Raw genomic sequence first — 16,353 nt, 5'->3', positions numbered from 1 at the left:
CGCGGGCACACAGGCAACAGGGCAAAAATCGGCGCATTTTTCCGGACGCTGTTAACCTTATGTTTAAACTTGTAGGGATCGCGCGGTTTTACGGTTTCTTTCGATGGGTCCGCTAACTACCATTCAGAGTGCGAAACCGCGGGCGGCGCGACCCCGGACGGCCTGGCGGCGGCTGTCCACGCGGGGAGAGGCCGCTCCGGGCGACGGGATGCCGGAAGGCGCCCCGGGGTCCAAGGGCCGAACCGGCCGGTTGTAACGAGTATCGAGGCGCGACGGCGATGTCCAAGACCAAACCCTTCGACCAGCTTTCCGAAGACGCGGTCAACGAGCTCGAGGAAGCCCTTCGCGCCGACTTCGAGGCGGAAGCCGAGTCGACCGCGCCACAGGGCGAGAGGCAGGATGCCGATACGCCGCTCGCCGAGGCGACCGGTCATCTGGAAGCGCCCGCCAGCGTCGAGGCGACCGAACTCGCCTTCTCGCTCGATGATTTCGAGCGCCAGATCAGCGAGACCGCCGGAGAACTGCGGAGCGAGGACGCGCCTGCGACGGCGGCGTCAGCCACAGAGCCGGCAGCGGGTGCCGATCGCCCGGGCGACGCCGCCAATGCGTCGGCCCCCGGGAGAAATCGCGATTCGGCGGCCGATGCCGAACCGCGGACTGCGGGCGCCACCGGCGAAGCACCGGCGAGCGAGGCGCCGCGCGGCTTTGCCAACAGCGAGACGGCGCGCGCCTACGCACAGGCGCCGGCAAACGACGAGGAGCGCCGCTTCGCCGTCATGGCCGAAGCGCTGCTCAGCCGCCGCGCCTCGAAGACGCCGCTCTGGGTCGCGCTGATTGTTTCGGTCGCCTGGCTCGGCTTCGTCAGCTTCATGGCCTATGGCCTCTACGGGACCGACTTCGCCACCCTTTCGGCCGAATGGAGCGATCCGCTGCGCCAGAGCGAGGTGCTGACGCTCGCCGCCGTGGCCGTCCTTCCCGTCCTTCTGATCTTCGCCTTCGCGGTGATGATGCGCCGCTCGGCGGACCTCAGGCTGATGAGCCGCTCGATGGCCGAAGTCGCCCTGCGCCTCGCCGAGCCGGAGAGCATCGCCACCGAGCGCGTGATGAGCGTCGGCCAGGCGATCCGCCGCGAGGTCTCCGCCCTCGGCGAGGGTGTCGAACGCGCGCTGTCGCGCACGTCGGACCTCGAGAGCCTCGTGCGCGACGAGGTCGGCGCGCTGGAGCGCGCCTATGCCGACAACGAGGTCAAGATCCGCACGCTCGTGCAGGATCTCGGCTCCGAGCGCGAGGCGATGTTGTCGCATGCCGAGCGGCTTCGCTCCTCCGTCGTCGGCTCGCATCAGCGGCTGGTGGAGGACGTCGACCAGGCGTCCGAGCACATCCTGCAGCGCATCGAGGACGCCTCGAAGCGGTTCGCCCGTCTCCTGGAAGAGCGCGGCGAGACGCTCGCGAGCGAGTTCGACGCGCGCAACGAGCAGCTGTCGACCCTCTTCGACGAGCGCAGCCGCGCCGTCCATGCGAGCCTGGCCGAGAGCGGCGAGGCGCTGATCGCCCGGCTGACGCAGAGCGCCGAGGAGGCGAGCGAGCGGCTGACCGGCATCGGCGACGGGGTCGCCCAGCGCATCGACGAGCGCACCGGCCGACTCTCCGACGATTTCAAGGCGCGCAGCGACGCCCTGTTCCAGCTCTTCAGCGAGCGCAGCCAGGCGCTCAACACGATGCTAAGCGAGAACGGCGACGCGCTGGCGGCCCGGATCACCGACAGCGCCGGCGAGGCGACGCAGCGCATCACTGCCGCCGGCGACACCGTCGCCGAGCGGCTGGAGGACCGCACCGGCCGCCTGTCGCAGGACTTCGAGACCCGCAGCGGCGAACTGATCAGCCTGTTCGAGACCCGGGCCCAGGCGCTGAGCGACACCGTCGGCGGCCGCGGCGAAGCGCTGGTGGCCGACATCGTTTTCGCCGCCGAGAGCGCGGCGGCCCGTCTCGAGGCGGCGGCGGACAGCGCCGGCCAGACCTTCGAGGAACGCTCCTCCACCCTCGCGGAGGACTTCAGCGCGCGCAGCGGAAAGCTGGTGACGCTGTTCGACGAGCGCAGCCAGGCGCTCAACTCTGCGATCCTCGGCAATGGCGAGAGCCTGCTCGCCCGCATCTCGGAGAGCGCCGGCGACGCGGCGCTGCGCCTCACCATGGCCGGCGACGATGTCGCCCGGCAGCTTGACGAGCGCAGCTCCGGCCTGTCCCAGGACTTCGAGGCCCGCAGCGCCGACCTCGTCAAGCTCTTCGACGAGCGCAGCCAGGCGCTCGGCGCCACGATCTCCGACCGCAGCGAGACGCTGGTCGCGCGGCTGTCCGAGGCGAGCGAGCTGGCCGCGGGCCGGCTGGCCGAGACCGGTGACAGCACGACGGCGCAGCTCGAGCAGCGGGTCGCGGCGCTTGCCGACGCCTTCCGTGGCCGCAGCGGCGAACTCATCGAACTCTTCCGCGAAAGTACGCAGGGACTGCACGCCGACGTCGCGTCGAATGCCGAAACGCTGCTCGCCCGCATCGGCCAGAGCGCCAGCGAAGCCGCCGAGCGGCTGACGGTGGCCGGCGATGCCGCCGGGCGCCAGCTGGAAGAGCGCACCGCCGCCCTGTCGCAGGACTTCGAGACGCGCAGCGGGCATCTCCTCACCGCCTTCCGCGAACAGAGCGAGACGCTGGACGCCCGCTCGGGCGAGATGGCCGAGCGCCTGACCGCGATCGGCGACGACCTGCAGCGCCGCGTCGTCGCCTCAGGCGATGCCGTGTCCGGCCTGCTCGCCGCCCGCGGCGACAGCTTCGCCCAGTCGAGCGACAAGTTCCTCGCCGATCTGACGGCGGCGCTGGACGACCGCTCGATGAGCTTCTCGGTCGAGGGCCAGACCTTCCTGGCAAGCCTCGACGCGGCCTTCGAGGAGCGGCTCGCCGCCCTCGGCTCGCGCAATCAGGACTTCTTCGGCCGGCTCACCGACAACCTCGACGCGCGCCAGAACCGTCTGGACGAGACCTCGACGCGGCTGCTCGATTCCGTCGAGACCGGCCTCGGCGAGCGGACGCAGCGCATCGAGGCGCTGCTCTCGGAGACCAACGAGCGCACGCTCGGCGGGCTCGACCAGCGGATCGCGGCGATCGACGCAGCGCTCGGTGATCGCGGCAGCGCCCTCGTCGAAACCATCGACAGCCGCACGAATGCGATCGAGGTCTCGACCGACCGCATCGCCGCGGTCATCGCCGACCGGTCGCGCGACTTCGCGCAGGCGCTGGCGGATCGGACCCGCGAGATCATCGCGGCCTTCGAGAACGGCCGGACCGACCTCTCCGAACGCACCAGCGACGCGGTCACGCTCGCCCACAAGACGCTGGAGACGCGCTCGGACGAACTGCGCACGCTGTTCGACGAGCGGCTCGCGAGCTTCGACGCGATGATGAACGAGCGCACCCATACGCTCTCGGGCACGCTCGACGACCGTCTGCTGGCGCTCGATCTCGCCAGCGACAGCCGTGTCGAGGCGCTGACGGGACGCGCATCGGAGATCGAGTCCGCGGTCCAGCAGGTCTCCGAGCGCCTGCAGACCTTGCTCACCGAGCGCCGCGACGAGATCGAGGTCATCCTCGGCCGGGCGGCCGACGGGTTCAACGCCAGCTTCGACGACCGCATCGCCGCCATCGTCGGAAGCCTCTCCGGCCAGGGCGAACGGCTCGAGGCGTCCGTCGAGCGGGCTCAGCAGCTCCTCACCGGCGACGTGGAGGAGAAGGGCCGCGCGCTCGCCGGCGCCGTCGACGATCGCATCGCCCAGCTGCAGGCCATCGTCGGCTCGATCGAGACCTCGCTCGCCGAGAGCGTCGACGAACGCGGTGCCGCGCTCGCGGCCCTGCTCGAAGAGCGCCGCGCCGCGATCGCCGCCACCGTCTCCGGCTCGCAGGACGATCTGATCAACGGGCTCGACCAGCGCATCGCGGCGATCGCCAGCCTGCTCGCGGAGCGGAGCCACGACTTCCGCGAGATGATCGAGGTCGGCTCGGCCCGCTTCGTCGGCGGCCTGGAGGAACAGGCGAACCGGATGGTCGGCGCCATCGACGAGCGCGGCAACGCGCTGACCGTCGGCCTCGCCGACCGCATCACCGCCAGCGAGACGCTGCTTTCGAACACGCAGGACCAGCTCCTCGCCGGCCTGTCCTCGCGCCACGACGCGATCCGGGCGATGCTGGAGGAGCGCACCGACGCGATCCGGCTCATGTCGGAAGGCGTCGAGGCCCGGCTTGCCGCCTCGCTCGACGAGCGCATCTCGGGCGTCTCCGGCAGCTTCGACGGGATCGTGGAGCGGATCGCCGAGGACCTGTCCGCCCGCGTTTCGGCGCTCGGCGGAACGGTCGAGGAGGCCCGCCGCGCGATCGTCGGCAGCGTCGATCAGGAGACCGAGCGTCTGCGCTCGGAAATGGACGAGCGCACGCAGAGCTTCGGCACGGAGATCTCGATCAATGCCGGCGCGCAGCTGGCGGCGATCGAGCATGCCCTCGGCCTGGTGGTCGAAGGCCTCGACGAGCGGGTCGCCCGCTTCCGCAGCGCCGCGACGGAGGCCCAGGGGTCGCTGGAGTCCGGCCTCGACAGCCGCCTCGAGGGGATCCGGTCGGCGATCGACGGCGGCCGCAGCGGCCTTCTGTCGGATCTCGACCAGCGCACCCAGGCGATCGCCAGCGAAATCTCGGAGCATGTCAGCCGCGTCGGCGAAAGCCTCGACGGCCGCACCGCGACGCTGCGCGCAATCATCGAGGAAGCGCGCGCCATCCTGGTCGACGGGCTCGACGAGCGCCTCACCGCCATTCGCGGCCTGGTCGACGGGTCCGAGGGCTCGCTCCTCGCGAGCTTCGACGCCCGCACCGCGGAGATCGGCAACCAGATCGACACGGCGCGCACCGCGATCGCCGCGACCATCGAGGAGCGCATCGCCAGCCTGTCCGACGCGCTGCTGGAAGCCGACCTCAAGCTCGCCACCGCGTTCGACGAGCGGCGCGACAGCCTCGCCTCGCTGGTCGACGAGGCCGTCCGCACCGCTGCCGCGACCTTGGAAGACCGGGCCGACGACGTGCGCCGGACGATCGAGCAGACCGTCGGCGACGTGTCGACCTCCTTCGAAACCCGACGCCTCGACCTCGTCGCGGCGCTGGAAGGCGGCTCGTCGAACCTCATCGGCGCGCTCGACCAGCGCACCGAGGCGATCTCCTCCGCCCTCGACCGCGGCCTCGGCAATGTCGAGCGCACGCTGAACAACCGCACGGCGATGATCGCCGACTCGCTGCGCAACGCCATCGCCGCGGCCAGCGCCGCGATGAGCGAAGAGGCGGGCCGGGCGCGCGAAGGACTGGAAGCCGAGACCCGCAAGGTCACCGAGAGCGTCTCCGGCATCGAGCAGCTGTTCGGCGAGGCCGGCGAAAAGGCGCAGCAGCGCATCGCCTCGGAAGCCGACCGGCTTGCGGAACGCCTGTCGGGCCTCGCCGACGAGCTCGCGCGCCGCGCCGAGGAGGCCGGCTCGCGGATCACCGGCGAAGGCGGCCGGATCGCCGAGAACATCACCGGCGCGACCGAGGTCATCCGCTCCTTGTCGGAGGAGTCGCGTTCGCGCTTCGCCACCGAGGCGGAGTCCCTGGCGAGCGAGATCGCCCGCCTGTCCAGCGAGATCCGCGGCGAGGCGTCGGGCGTGCGCGAGCAGCTCTCCGAGCAGCGCATGGCGCTGGTCGACACGCTCTCCGGAATCTCGGCGGCGGTCGCCGGCGAGTTCGAGCGCAACACAGAGAGCTTCGCCGCCCGGATCAGCGAGGCCGGGGAACGGCTGCTGGCGATCGGCGACGACAGCCGCGGCCGCTTCGCCGCCGACGCCGGCACGATGGCGAGCGAGCTGGAGGCGACCGTCGCCCGCATGCGGGAACTGACGGAGACGGCGCAGGCATCACTGCGCGAGAACACCGATGGCTTCTCGCGCCGGCTCTCCGGCGCCTCCTACCAGCTTCGCGGCGAGACCGAGAAGCTCGCGTCCGGCCTCGAAGAGCGTGCCCGGCACTTCCAGGAGGAGATCGCGGCGGTCGCGCAGCGGCTCTCCGATCTTCTGGCGGCCAACCCGGTCAGCCAGGACATCGACAGCGCCACCGACCGCATTCGCCAGGAACTCGCCGGTGCGTCCGCCTCGCTGCGCGACGAAGTGCTGTCGGTCACGTCGCAGCTGCGCGGCGAGGTCTCCGAGGCCTCGCAGATGCTGCTGCGCGACGCCGACGCCGCCCGCGACGAGATCATGGCGCGCGGCAGCGACCTCTCCGGCCAGTTCGCGACCATCTCCGACTCGATCCGCCTGGAGACCGAGCGGGCCCGCGACCAGCTGCTGGAGAGTGCCGGCGCGGCCGGCGAGGACCTGGCCAACCGGATGAACGAGACCGAACGGGCGATCGCCACCCGTGCCCGGATGATGAGCGAGGATCTGGAGGAGAAGACCCGCAATCTCGCCGGCATGCTGGCGGCACGCAACGCCGACATCTCCCGCCTGCTCGACGAGGAGGCGCGGCCGATGCTGTCCGAGCTCGGCGATAGCGGTATGGAGCTCGCACGGCTCCTGCAGGCGAGCACGCAGGAGGCTTCCGAGCGCCTGCGGGCCGAGAACGCGGCACTCGTCGCGGCGCTCTCCCAGCGCGCCCAGGAGACCATCGACAGCCTCAACCGCTCGTCGGACGAGATCCTCGGCTCGCTGGACGAGAAGACCCACAGCGCCGTGGCGCTGGTCGCCGAGATGCGCGACCAGCTGCAGAAGGACATCGGTGCGCTGATCGGCCGGCTGTCGCAGACATCGGGGTCGCTGCGCGGCCTCGTCGACGAGACGGCGTCGAACCTGACCGCCATCGACGGCGCGCTGCAGGACACCAGTGCCCGCTTTGCCGAGGGTGCCGAGCAGGCATCGAACGCGATCTCGCTGTCGTCGCGACTGCTCGACCAGAACGTCGAGCGGCTGGACAAGCTCTCGACCGCCGCCTTCTCGCGGGTGGCCGGCATGGCCGACCGCTTCAAGGAGCACGGCGCGGTCCTCTCCGAGGCGGTGGAGCTGCTGGAGGCGCGCGAAACCGGCCTTCGCTCCGTGCTGGAAGGCGGCCACAGCGGGCTCGACGAACTGTCGGCCGGCCTCGTCCAGCGCGGCGAAGAGATCGGGGCGATGATGCGCTCCTTCCAGGAGGTGATCGAAGGCCTGTTCGATCGTACCGAGCAGCGTTCGCGCCTGCTGTCCGAGCGCCTGTCGACCGACGTCGCCGGCTCGCTCGGTGCGGCGGACGAGAAGATGCAGGGCGCCGAGGAGCGCTCGCGTGCCGCGGCCGAGGCGATGCGTCAGGCGGTCGAGTCGGCCGTCGAGGAGGCCACGAAGCGCTTCGAGGGTGCCACGGAGGAGATGCGCCGCACCGCTGCCGACATCCGCAAGGAGCTGGAAGCGGCGCGCGGCGAGATCAAGCGCGGCGTCTTCGAACTGCCGGAGGAGACCCGCAACTCGACCGAGGCGATGCGCCGGGCGGTGTCGGACCAGATCCGTGCGCTGCGCGACCTCTCCGACATCGTGTCGCAGTCCGGCCGGGCCTTCGACGTCGGCGATCGCCGCACGGCGCAGCGGCCCACGACCGCGGCCACGGCCGCCGCGTCGCAGCGCCGTCCGGAGCCGCAGCCGCAGCCGGCCGCCCCTGCGCCTGACCTGAACTTCACCGAAGGGGAGAGTTCCGACTTCGAGCAGGAGATCGCGGCGTCCTTCATGACCGACGGCAACCTCGCCCGGGATCTCCGCGGCTCCAGCTACGAGCCGCCCCGCGGTCCGGCGCAGCAGCCGACGACGACGCCGCGTGGCGAAGCGACGCCGGCCGTGCCGACCGGCCGCAGCGAAACCCCGCGTCCGGCCTCCGGCGCGGCGTCCTCCGCGACATCGCCGCTGCGGCCGTCGGCTCCGGCCCGTGCGCCTCAGCCGCAGGCACCGGCGTCCAGTGGCGGACGCTCCGGCGGCGGCTGGGTCTCCGACCTCCTCCGCCGCGCCTCCGAAGAAGAGGACGAGGCGACGGTCCCGACCGCCCCGGCCGCGCGTGCCCCGGTTCCCGTGGACCGCTCGGCCGACCAGGTGGTCGACTCGCTCAACTCGCTGTCGGTCGACATCGCCCGGGCGATCGATCACAACGCCGCGGTCGAGCTGTGGGACCGCTATCGCCAGGGCGAGCGCAACGTCTTCACGCGCCGGCTCTACACCATCAAGGGTCAGCAGACCTTCGACGAGATCCGCCGCAAGTATCAGCGCGACACCGAGTTCCGTGAGGCGGTGGACCGCTATATCGCGGACTTCGAGACGCTGTTGTCGGATATCGCGAAGAACGACCCGGAGAGCCGGATGACGCGGAACTACCTCTCCTCCGACACCGGCAAGGTCTATACCATGCTGGCGCACGCCTCCGGCCGTTTCGACAGCTGAGGCCCGAGGGACGAATGGAGAACGGGAGCGGCTGCCGCGGCGGCCGCTCCCGTTCTGCTGTCGAGAGGCGCCTCGCTCGAATCCGGAATGCCGAGAATATGGGCGGGTGGCCCGGTGCCGGCTGCCGGGCCTGACGGCGAGCGGATGGAAGTGACGGATCTGCGGAGGCGGCCCGGCTTCGGGCTGCTCGGGCGCATGGGCCTCGAGCAGCATTCGCACCGACGGATGAGGATGGCGACGCATCCGGTCTGCCGCAGCACCCGCGTTCATGCCGCCGAAGCGCCGGCGCCGCTGCGGTCTCGACGCGGGACCGGAAGCGCCGTCGTCAGGCCGGGGCGCGCTTGCCAACCGTTACGGGGAACGCGTCCGGCCGCGGATGAACCGGCGGCCGCCGCTCTCGGCTGCTTCGCCTGAAACCGTCAGAGGGACGCGAAGCCGCCGAGATCCTCTCAAACGGCGGCGCGAGGGAGTTTAGATCAGTTGCAGCGTCCAGGCGACGATCTGTTTCGACGTCTGGTCGAAGGCGCTGTTCAGCGCCGCGACATAGTCGCCGTTGGCCGTGCCGGAGACCGGCGCGCTGGCGTCGAAGACGCGCGTGGCGCGAACCGTGCCGTTGCGGTCGTTCAGCGCCTTGACCGAGATCTCGACCTGCGCCTGCGAGGCGCCGCCGACGGCGTCGATCTCGAACTTCCGGATTTCCATGACCAGCTGGTAGTCGATGGCGAGCCCCTGCCCGGGCACGCCGACGGCGCCGATCCGGCCGGTGTTCTCGAAGGCCTGCAGCATGCGCAGCTGCACCATGCGGGGCAGCCGGTCGCCCCACTGGCTGTTGGCGAGATATTCGACCGAATAGGGCGTCGGCTTCACGACGATATTGTCCGAGTCGATCGTCTTGATCGCGGTCGGCTCGGGGATCAGCACCTGCTTGTGGCTACGGCCTGGGACGGCGGCCTGGACCGGCGGCGACGAGATCTCGAACGTGTCCTTCGGCGTGCTGGTCGAGCAGGAAGACAGGGCGAGCGCCGCCAGGGCCGCCAGCACCGGCCGGGTCGTGTCGCGCATCATATGCAATGTCCCCAAGCTCCTGAATCCCCGTCTGGTTTGCTTGCATCCGCAACTGCGACTGTCAATGCCGCGCTGCAGCCCGCCCCACGCGCTCCGGACAATTCCGCGCGCGCGTAGCCGCAGGGCCGCAGTCACGGCGCCCCTGCGGATCCGCCGTCATCAGTGACGTGTGCGACCATTGAACTGCTTCACCTGATCGCCGCCATAGATCAGCCGGCTCGGGTCGTTCGAGAAGCTGGTGATCGCGTCCTGGATGCGGCTGACCGACTGGCTGACATTCGAGGCGAGCGACTGCACTTCCTTCAGCCCCTGTCCCGAGAACTGCTGGATGTTCGCCGCGATCGGCTTGATCTCGGCCTGCAGCGAATTGGAGGCCGCATTGATCGAATTCGCCGCGGTGCGCACGGCGCGGGCCGCGGAGGCGACGTCGGCGCCGAGCGACGTCCCGTCGCCGGAGCCGGCGAGTGTCGTGTTCAGCGAGGCGAGCACGCTGTCGACCCGCTTCGAGGCCTCCCGCAGGGTTGCGCTGATCGCCTTGGCGTTGGCCAGCGTGTCGTTGATGTCCTGCTTGTGCTGACCGATCGAGTCGGCGACGCCGGCGATGGAATCCGCCGCCTTGGCGACGTTGTCGGTCGCCGCCGAGACGTTGTCGACCGCACGGTTGACCTTGCCCGGGTCGATGCTGGCCAGCAGCGTGTCGACCTGCGCCCGCGTCTCGGAGAAGCCGTCGATCGCCGTGTTGAGGGTGCGGACCGTCTTGTCGACGCCGTCGATGATCGACTGCACCTGCGGCGACTTGGCGTTCACCGCCGCCGTGATCCCCTGAACGTTGTCGATGACGTTGTTGATCTTGTCCGTGTTGACCGAGTTCACGAGCCCTTGCGCCGAATCCAGCGTCTGGTTCAGCTTCGCGCTGGCCTGACCGACATTGTCGGAGATCGGGCCGAGGCTCGCGAGCAGCTTGTCGACGTCGCCATTGTGCTGGGCGACGGTCGTGGTGATCTGGTTGACGTTCTGGATCGTATGCGAGGCGCCAGAGATCGCCGAATTGATCGCCTCCTTCTGCGCACCGAGCGTGTCCGTCAGCGACTTCACGTCGGCCGTCGCCGACGAGACGTTGTCGAGCGTCGCCTTGACCTGCTTCGGATCGACCGCCGCGACGACCTGGTTGGCCGAGCCGATCGCCTGGTTCGCCGTGTCGAGCGTCTGGTTCAGCTTGGCGCTCGCCTGGCCGACATTGTCGGAGATCGGGCCGAGATTGGCGAGCAGCTTGTCGACCGAGTCGTTGTTCTTCGCCACCGTCTGGGTGATGCGGTCCACATTCTGCGCCGCGTTGGCGGCCGAGGAGATCGCCGCGTCGATCGTGCCCTGCTGCGCGGCGATGTTCTTCGTCAGGCCGGAGACGTCCGTCGCCGCCGAGGAGAAGCCGTCGACGGCCGAAGAGACCTTCGCGGGATCGACCGCCGTGACCAGCCTGTTCGCCGACTGGACGGCGGTGTCGAGATTGCCGGCGACCCGGGTCGCCGTCTCGGACAGCGGCGCGAGGTTCTTCAGGAGCTTGTCGATGTCGCCGCTGCGCTGGGCGACGGTCGTGGTGATCTGGTTGACGTTCTGCACGGCGTGCGAGGCGCCGGAGATCGCCGAATTGATCGCCTCCTTCTGCGACCCGATGCTGGTCGTGAGATCGGCGACGTTCTGCGCGGTGGTCGAGATGCCCTTGAGCGTCGACTCCACCTCCTTCGGATCGACCGCCGCGACGAGCTGGTTCGCCGACTGGAGGGTCGTGTCGAGCCGCCCCGCCACCTGCGTCGCGGTGTCGGACAGCGGGCCGAGGCTATTGAGGAAATGATCGATGCCGTCGGTGTTGCGCGAGATCACCTTGCCGACCTCGCCGACGCTGTTCGCCGCCGTCTTCACCGACTCCACGACATCGGCCACATTGCCGGACTCCTTGCGCAGCGTGTCGGAGATCGAGGCGACGTTGTCGACGGTGCGCTTGACCGACGTCGGGTCGACCGCCTGCAGGATGTTGCGGGCGTCGCCGATCGCGCCCGGCAGGGCCTGGGCGACCGTCTTGGCGCTGTCGGCCACCTGGCCGAGGCTGTTGAGGAAGGAATCGATCTCGCCGGTCTTGGCGGAGAGCGCCGCCGTCACCGTCTCGACATGCTGGGACGTCTTGGTGATGTTGTCGGCCGTCGTCTTCACCGACGGCCCGACGGCGTCGACGATCGTCTGGAACTGGCCGAGGATGTTGTTGGCGCGGTCGGCGATGTCTCTGGCCGTCGCCAGGATGTCCGTCACGTCGGACGGATTGGCCTTGATGATCGGCACGACGCCCTGCTCGCGGGCGACCTGGATGATGTTCGGCTGGTCGACGTTACCGCCCTTCAGCTCGATGAAGCCGACGCCGGTGAGGCCCTGGAAGCCGATATTCGCCTGGGTGGAGTCCTTGATCGGAATGCCCGGATCGACTTCCGTCGTCGCGACCACCACCTTCGGATTGTTCGGATCGAGGCGCAGCGAGGTCACCTGGCCGACGGGAAGGCCGTTGAACAGAACCTGGCTGCCCTGCTGCAGGCCGGAGACCGAGCCCTCGATGCGCACGAGCAGCGGAACCCGCGACGAGCCGCTGGCCGAGAAGACCGACCAGTAGACGAAACCCACCGCCAGCGCGAGCACGACGAGGGTGAAGATTCCGACGCGGACGTAGTTGGCTCTGGTTTCCATCACTTGGCTCCCACAAGACCGGACGACGGCTCCTCGTCCTGCACGATGGTGCGGGCGCGCTTGCCGTGGAAATACGATTTCACCCAGGGGTGATCGAAGCTCAGCATCTTCGACAGCGGCCCTTCCACCAGCACCTTGCGGTCGCCGAGGACCGCGATGCGGTCGCAGGCCTGAAACAGGCTGTCGAGATCGTGCGTGACCATGTACACGCCGAGGCCGAGCGTGTCTCGGAGCGTCATGATCAACTGATCGAAATCGGCCGCGCCGATCGGATCGAGGCCGGAGGTCGGCTCATCGAGGAAGACGATCTCGGGGTCCAGCGCCAGCGCTCTGGCCAGCGCCGCGCGCTTGATCATGCCGCCTGAGAGTTCTGAGGGATATTTCTCCGCCGCGTCCGGGGCGAGCCCGACGAGGTCGATCTTCAGCCGCGCCAGCTCGTGCATCAGCTTCGGCGACAGGTCGAGATATTCGCGCATCGGCACTTCGATGTTCTCGAGCACCGTCAGCGAGGAGAACAGCGCCCCCTGCTGGAACAGGACGCCCCAGCGCCGCTCGACCGCCAGGCGCTGGCTGTCGGTCGCCTTGTCGTAGTCGACCCCGAATACCTCGATCGTGCCGGCCTGTTTGGCGTTGAGGCCGAGGATGGTGCGCAGGAGCACGGACTTGCCGGCGCCGGACGGGCCGACGAAGCCGAGGATCTCGCCGCTGCGCACGTCGAGCGAGAGGTTTTCCAGGATCGCCTTCTCGCCGAAGCGCACGGTGACGTCCCGGACACGGATGATGACGTCGTCATCGCTTCCCTGCCTTCCGGCAGCCGACCGCCGGCCGGTCGCCCGTCCCTGAACCGGGGCCTGGGCGAGGGTCTCAGAGTCCGATGGAGGCATAGAAAACCGCGAAAATTCCGTCCATGACGATGACGAGGAAGATCGACTTGACCACCGAGGCGGTGACGCGCAGGCCGAGGCTTTCGGCGCTGCCGCCGACCTTCATGCCCTCGGCGGCCGCGACGAGGCCGATGACGATCGCCATGAACGGCGCCTTGATCAGTCCGACGAGGATTGTGGTGAGATCGACGGAGTTCTGCAGCCCCGTCAGGAAGCTGCCCATCGAGATGCCGGAATAGACCCTGAGGGTCAGCATGCCGCCGGCAATCGCGGCGAGGTTGGAAAGGATTGTCAGGAGCGGCAGCGCGATCGTCAGCGCCACCAGCCGGGGGAAGATCAGGACGCCGATCGGGTTGAGCCCGATGACGTGCAGCGCGTCGATCTCCTCGCGCATCTTCATCGAGCCGATCTCGGCGGTGACGGCGCTCCCGGTGCGGCCGGCGACCATGATCGCGGTCAGCAGCACGCCCAGTTCGCGCAGCACCAGAATGCCGATCAGGTTGACCGCATACACCTCGCCGCCGAAGCGCCGCAGCTGGAAGGCGCCCTGCTGGGCGATGATGCCGCCGACGAGGAAGCTGATCAGCGTGATGATCGGCACGGCCCGCAGGCCCATCTGGTCGACCTGGTTGAAGATCGCCGCGGGACGAAGCTGAGTGCGGCCGCTGAGGCGCCGCCCCGCGCCGTAGATCGCACCGCCGATGATGTTGAGGAAGCCGACGGCTTCGTCCTTGATGCCGAAGACGCCGGCCCCAACCCGCTCGAAGAAGACCAGGATCGGATTGTGCCGATGGCGCCGCGTGGCCGGCCGCTCGCGGTCCATCGCCTGGCGCACGGCGGAGAACAGGGCCTCGTCCTGGCGATGGACGCCTTCCAGCCGCGCCTGGCGCCCGGCCGCCCCGATGTCGCGCAGGAGCCGTTCCAGGACGAAGGCGCCGGCGGTGTCGATCCGCCCGACCCCGGCGCAGTCGATCACGACGCTCTGGCCGAGCTCGGCATGGCTGGTGTCGCTCAGAAGCTTCTCGACCTGCCCGACGGTGCGCGCCAGCCAGTCGCCGGAGGCGTGCAGGCGCACGGAGCCGTCCTGGTTCTCGCCTTCGAGGACGGGCCTCGCCACGCGCCGGCGCCCGTCTTCCTCTGACTGTTCGGTGGCGGCGTCGAGCATCGGCTTTCGATTCGTCCTTTCCGGCGCTCCGGACACTGGAGAATTCATCAGCGCCGACCGGCGCTTAAGGCGAGAGGCGGATCTCCCGCTTCAGGCGGGTTTATGCTTAACCGGATAATCGCGCCGTGTCATGAAGGCCTCGCGTCACCCCGGTCACAGAAGGTTATTGGCCATGCCGCGTCGTCTTTCGGCCACAGTCGAGCGTTTCCCGCTGGCACAGGAGTTCCGCATCGCGCGCGGCGCCACGAGCGAGGCAGCGGTCGTCACCTGCACGATCGCCGACGAGTACGGGCGCGGCTGGGGCGAATGCGTGCCCTACCCGCGCTACGGCGAATCGATCGACAGCGTTCTCGCCGAGATCGAGGCCGCCCGCCAGGCGATCGAGGGCGGCGCCTCGCGCGACACGATCGGCCGGCTGATGCGCCCCGGCGCGGCGCGCAACGCCGTCGACTGCGCGCTCTGGGATATCGAGGCGAAATCGAACGGCACCAACGTCGGCGCGATGATCTGCGGCGAGACGCCGCGCCCGATCGAGACCGCCTATACGATCAGCCTCGGACCGGCCGCGGAGATGGCCTCGGCGGCGCGGGCTGCCGATCGCGGCCTCCTGAAGATCAAGGTCGGCACGCCGCAGGACCCGGAGCGAATCCGCGCGGTCCACGCGGCGGCGCGCGGCGCCAGGCTGATCCTCGACGCCAACGAGGGCTGGCGCGCCGAGAACCTGGCCTCAAACCTCCTCGCCGCGGCCGCGGCCGGTGCCGTCCTGGTGGAACAGCCACTCCCGGCGGGCGAGGACGAAATCCTCGCCCGGATTCCCCACCCGGTGCCGATCTGCGCCGACGAATCGGTGCACACGACGGCCGATCTCGAGGCGCTGGTCGGCCGCTACGACTACGTCAACGTGAAGCTGGACAAGACCGGCGGTCTCACCGAGGCGCTGGGCCTGGTGAGCCGCGCCCGCGAACTCGGCTTCGGCGTGATGGTCGGCTGCATGGTGGGCACCTCGCTCGCCATGGCACCGGCGGTGCTGCTGGCGCAGACCGCGGAACTTGCCGATCTCGACGGGCCGCTTCTGCTGAAGGCCGACCGGCGGAACGGCCTGCGCTATGCCCAGACGCTGGTATCGCCGCCGGACCGGTCGCTCTGGGGCTGAGACCGGAGGCCTCGCGACGACGCCTGCGTTCCATCCGCCCGCGCGCCGAGCGCCAATGTTGCCGACGTCACGGCCGCAAAAGCCGCATTCGCGCTTGAACAACAGGCCGTTTGCCGTTATCAGGGCGACATCCTTCAGGCCGATCCGGCCTGGCGGAGCGTGCCCCAATAGCTCAGTTGGTAGAGCAACGCATTCGTAATGCGTAGGTCGCTGGTTCGAGTCCGGCTTGGGGCACCACCACCGATTTTTACCCCACGAGATGATCTTCGTGGCGACGCCAGCGTCCGTGCGTGGCCTTCGCAAGAATTTCGGCGAGGCTGCGTGCCGCTTTCGGCGGGCGGTCAGCCACGGCGGTCGAGCTGCGGCGCTTCGATCGCGAGGACCACGATGGTGAAGAGCAGGCAGCCGTCGCAATCGGTCACTTCGACCCGCCAGGTTCCCTCCCGCCAGACAAGCTCCGGCCGGTCGCGGAGCATCGTCGCACCGAACAGCACCGCCTGCTGACGGGCGTCCTTCAGCGAGGCGAGGTCGGTGCCTTCGTAATCGATGTCCCGCTCGCCGTTGGTGATGTGGAAATGAAACCTCGGCATGGGCGCTCCGCTGCCGAGGCGGCATGCCCTGGCGAGGATAAGGACGCTCGGAAGCAAGGCCTGGTTCCACGTCCGGCACCCCCGCTCTGGCTCACCCGCGTCCAGAAGACGATGTCCCCGCGTCTTCAGCAACGGCAAACAGGCCAAGAAACCATTCGTTTACCATAAACGAACGCAATCTTCCGGAAGCGATTTATCAACCTTAACCGCTTCCGAAATTAACCAATCCGAAGCCCCCGGCCCGCATAGATGTGTCCATAGCGAATTGGTTGCT

Annotated in this window: 7 protein-coding genes and 1 tRNA gene; 3 read left to right on the top strand and 5 right to left on the bottom strand. The window is 69.3% G+C overall.

Annotated elements, in window-relative coordinates; all coding sequences use genetic code 11:
* Positions 1 to 278: 278 nt before the first annotated feature.
* Entirely contained in the window at positions 279 to 8,495 is an 8,217-nt protein-coding gene (locus AB5S17_RS09860) for a hypothetical protein (protein ID WP_369238728.1), read from the top strand.
* A gap of 471 nt (positions 8,496 to 8,966) precedes the next feature.
* Here AB5S17_RS09860 and AB5S17_RS09855 read toward each other — a convergent pair whose 3' ends face one another.
* The 4 genes from AB5S17_RS09855 to AB5S17_RS09840 all read right to left on the bottom strand — a co-directional run bounded on the left by AB5S17_RS09855 (position 8,967) and on the right by AB5S17_RS09840 (position 14,288).
* A complete protein-coding gene (locus AB5S17_RS09855; RefSeq protein ID WP_369238726.1) occupies positions 8,967 to 9,560 on the bottom strand; it encodes an ABC-type transport auxiliary lipoprotein family protein in 594 nt (197 codons plus the stop codon).
* 159 nt (positions 9,561 to 9,719) lie between these two features.
* On the bottom strand, positions 9,720 to 12,287 hold the full coding sequence (locus tag AB5S17_RS09850) for an MlaD family protein (RefSeq protein ID WP_369238724.1): 2,568 nt from the start codon (positions 12,285 to 12,287) through the stop codon (positions 9,720 to 9,722).
* Complete coding sequence (locus AB5S17_RS09845) at positions 12,287 to 13,069, bottom strand: ABC transporter ATP-binding protein (protein WP_369239092.1); 783 nt, start codon at positions 13,067 to 13,069, stop codon at positions 12,287 to 12,289. Before AB5S17_RS09845 ends, AB5S17_RS09850 begins: the two co-directional genes overlap by 1 nt.
* Before the next feature lie 82 nt (positions 13,070 to 13,151).
* A complete protein-coding gene (locus AB5S17_RS09840) occupies positions 13,152 to 14,288 on the bottom strand; it encodes an ABC transporter permease (RefSeq protein WP_369238722.1) in 1,137 nt (378 codons plus the stop codon).
* A 220-nt stretch (positions 14,289 to 14,508) separates the two neighbouring features.
* On the opposite strand from AB5S17_RS09840, the gene dgcA reads away from it, so the two are divergent.
* Both dgcA and AB5S17_RS09830 read left to right on the top strand, forming a co-directional pair.
* Complete coding sequence (gene dgcA / locus AB5S17_RS09835; RefSeq protein ID WP_369238720.1) at positions 14,509 to 15,489, top strand: N-acetyl-D-Glu racemase DgcA; 981 nt, start codon at positions 14,509 to 14,511, stop codon at positions 15,487 to 15,489.
* A 161-nt stretch (positions 15,490 to 15,650) separates the two neighbouring features.
* Positions 15,651 to 15,726, top strand: a tRNA-Thr gene (locus AB5S17_RS09830).
* Between the two features lie 104 nt (positions 15,727 to 15,830).
* Here the strand turns inward: AB5S17_RS09830 and AB5S17_RS09825 are convergent.
* Positions 15,831 to 16,079 carry a hypothetical protein gene (locus tag AB5S17_RS09825; protein ID WP_369238718.1) on the bottom strand — a complete coding sequence of 83 codons (249 nt, stop codon included), beginning with the start codon at positions 16,077 to 16,079 and terminating at the stop codon, positions 15,831 to 15,833.
* Positions 16,080 to 16,353 lie beyond the last annotated feature (274 nt).

It is taken from the genome of Jiella sp. M17.18 (assembly GCF_041027365.1).
Classification (GTDB): Bacteria; Pseudomonadota; Alphaproteobacteria; order Rhizobiales; family Rhizobiaceae; genus VKMB-3413.
This window is presented reverse-complemented; position numbering and strand designations above follow the sequence as displayed.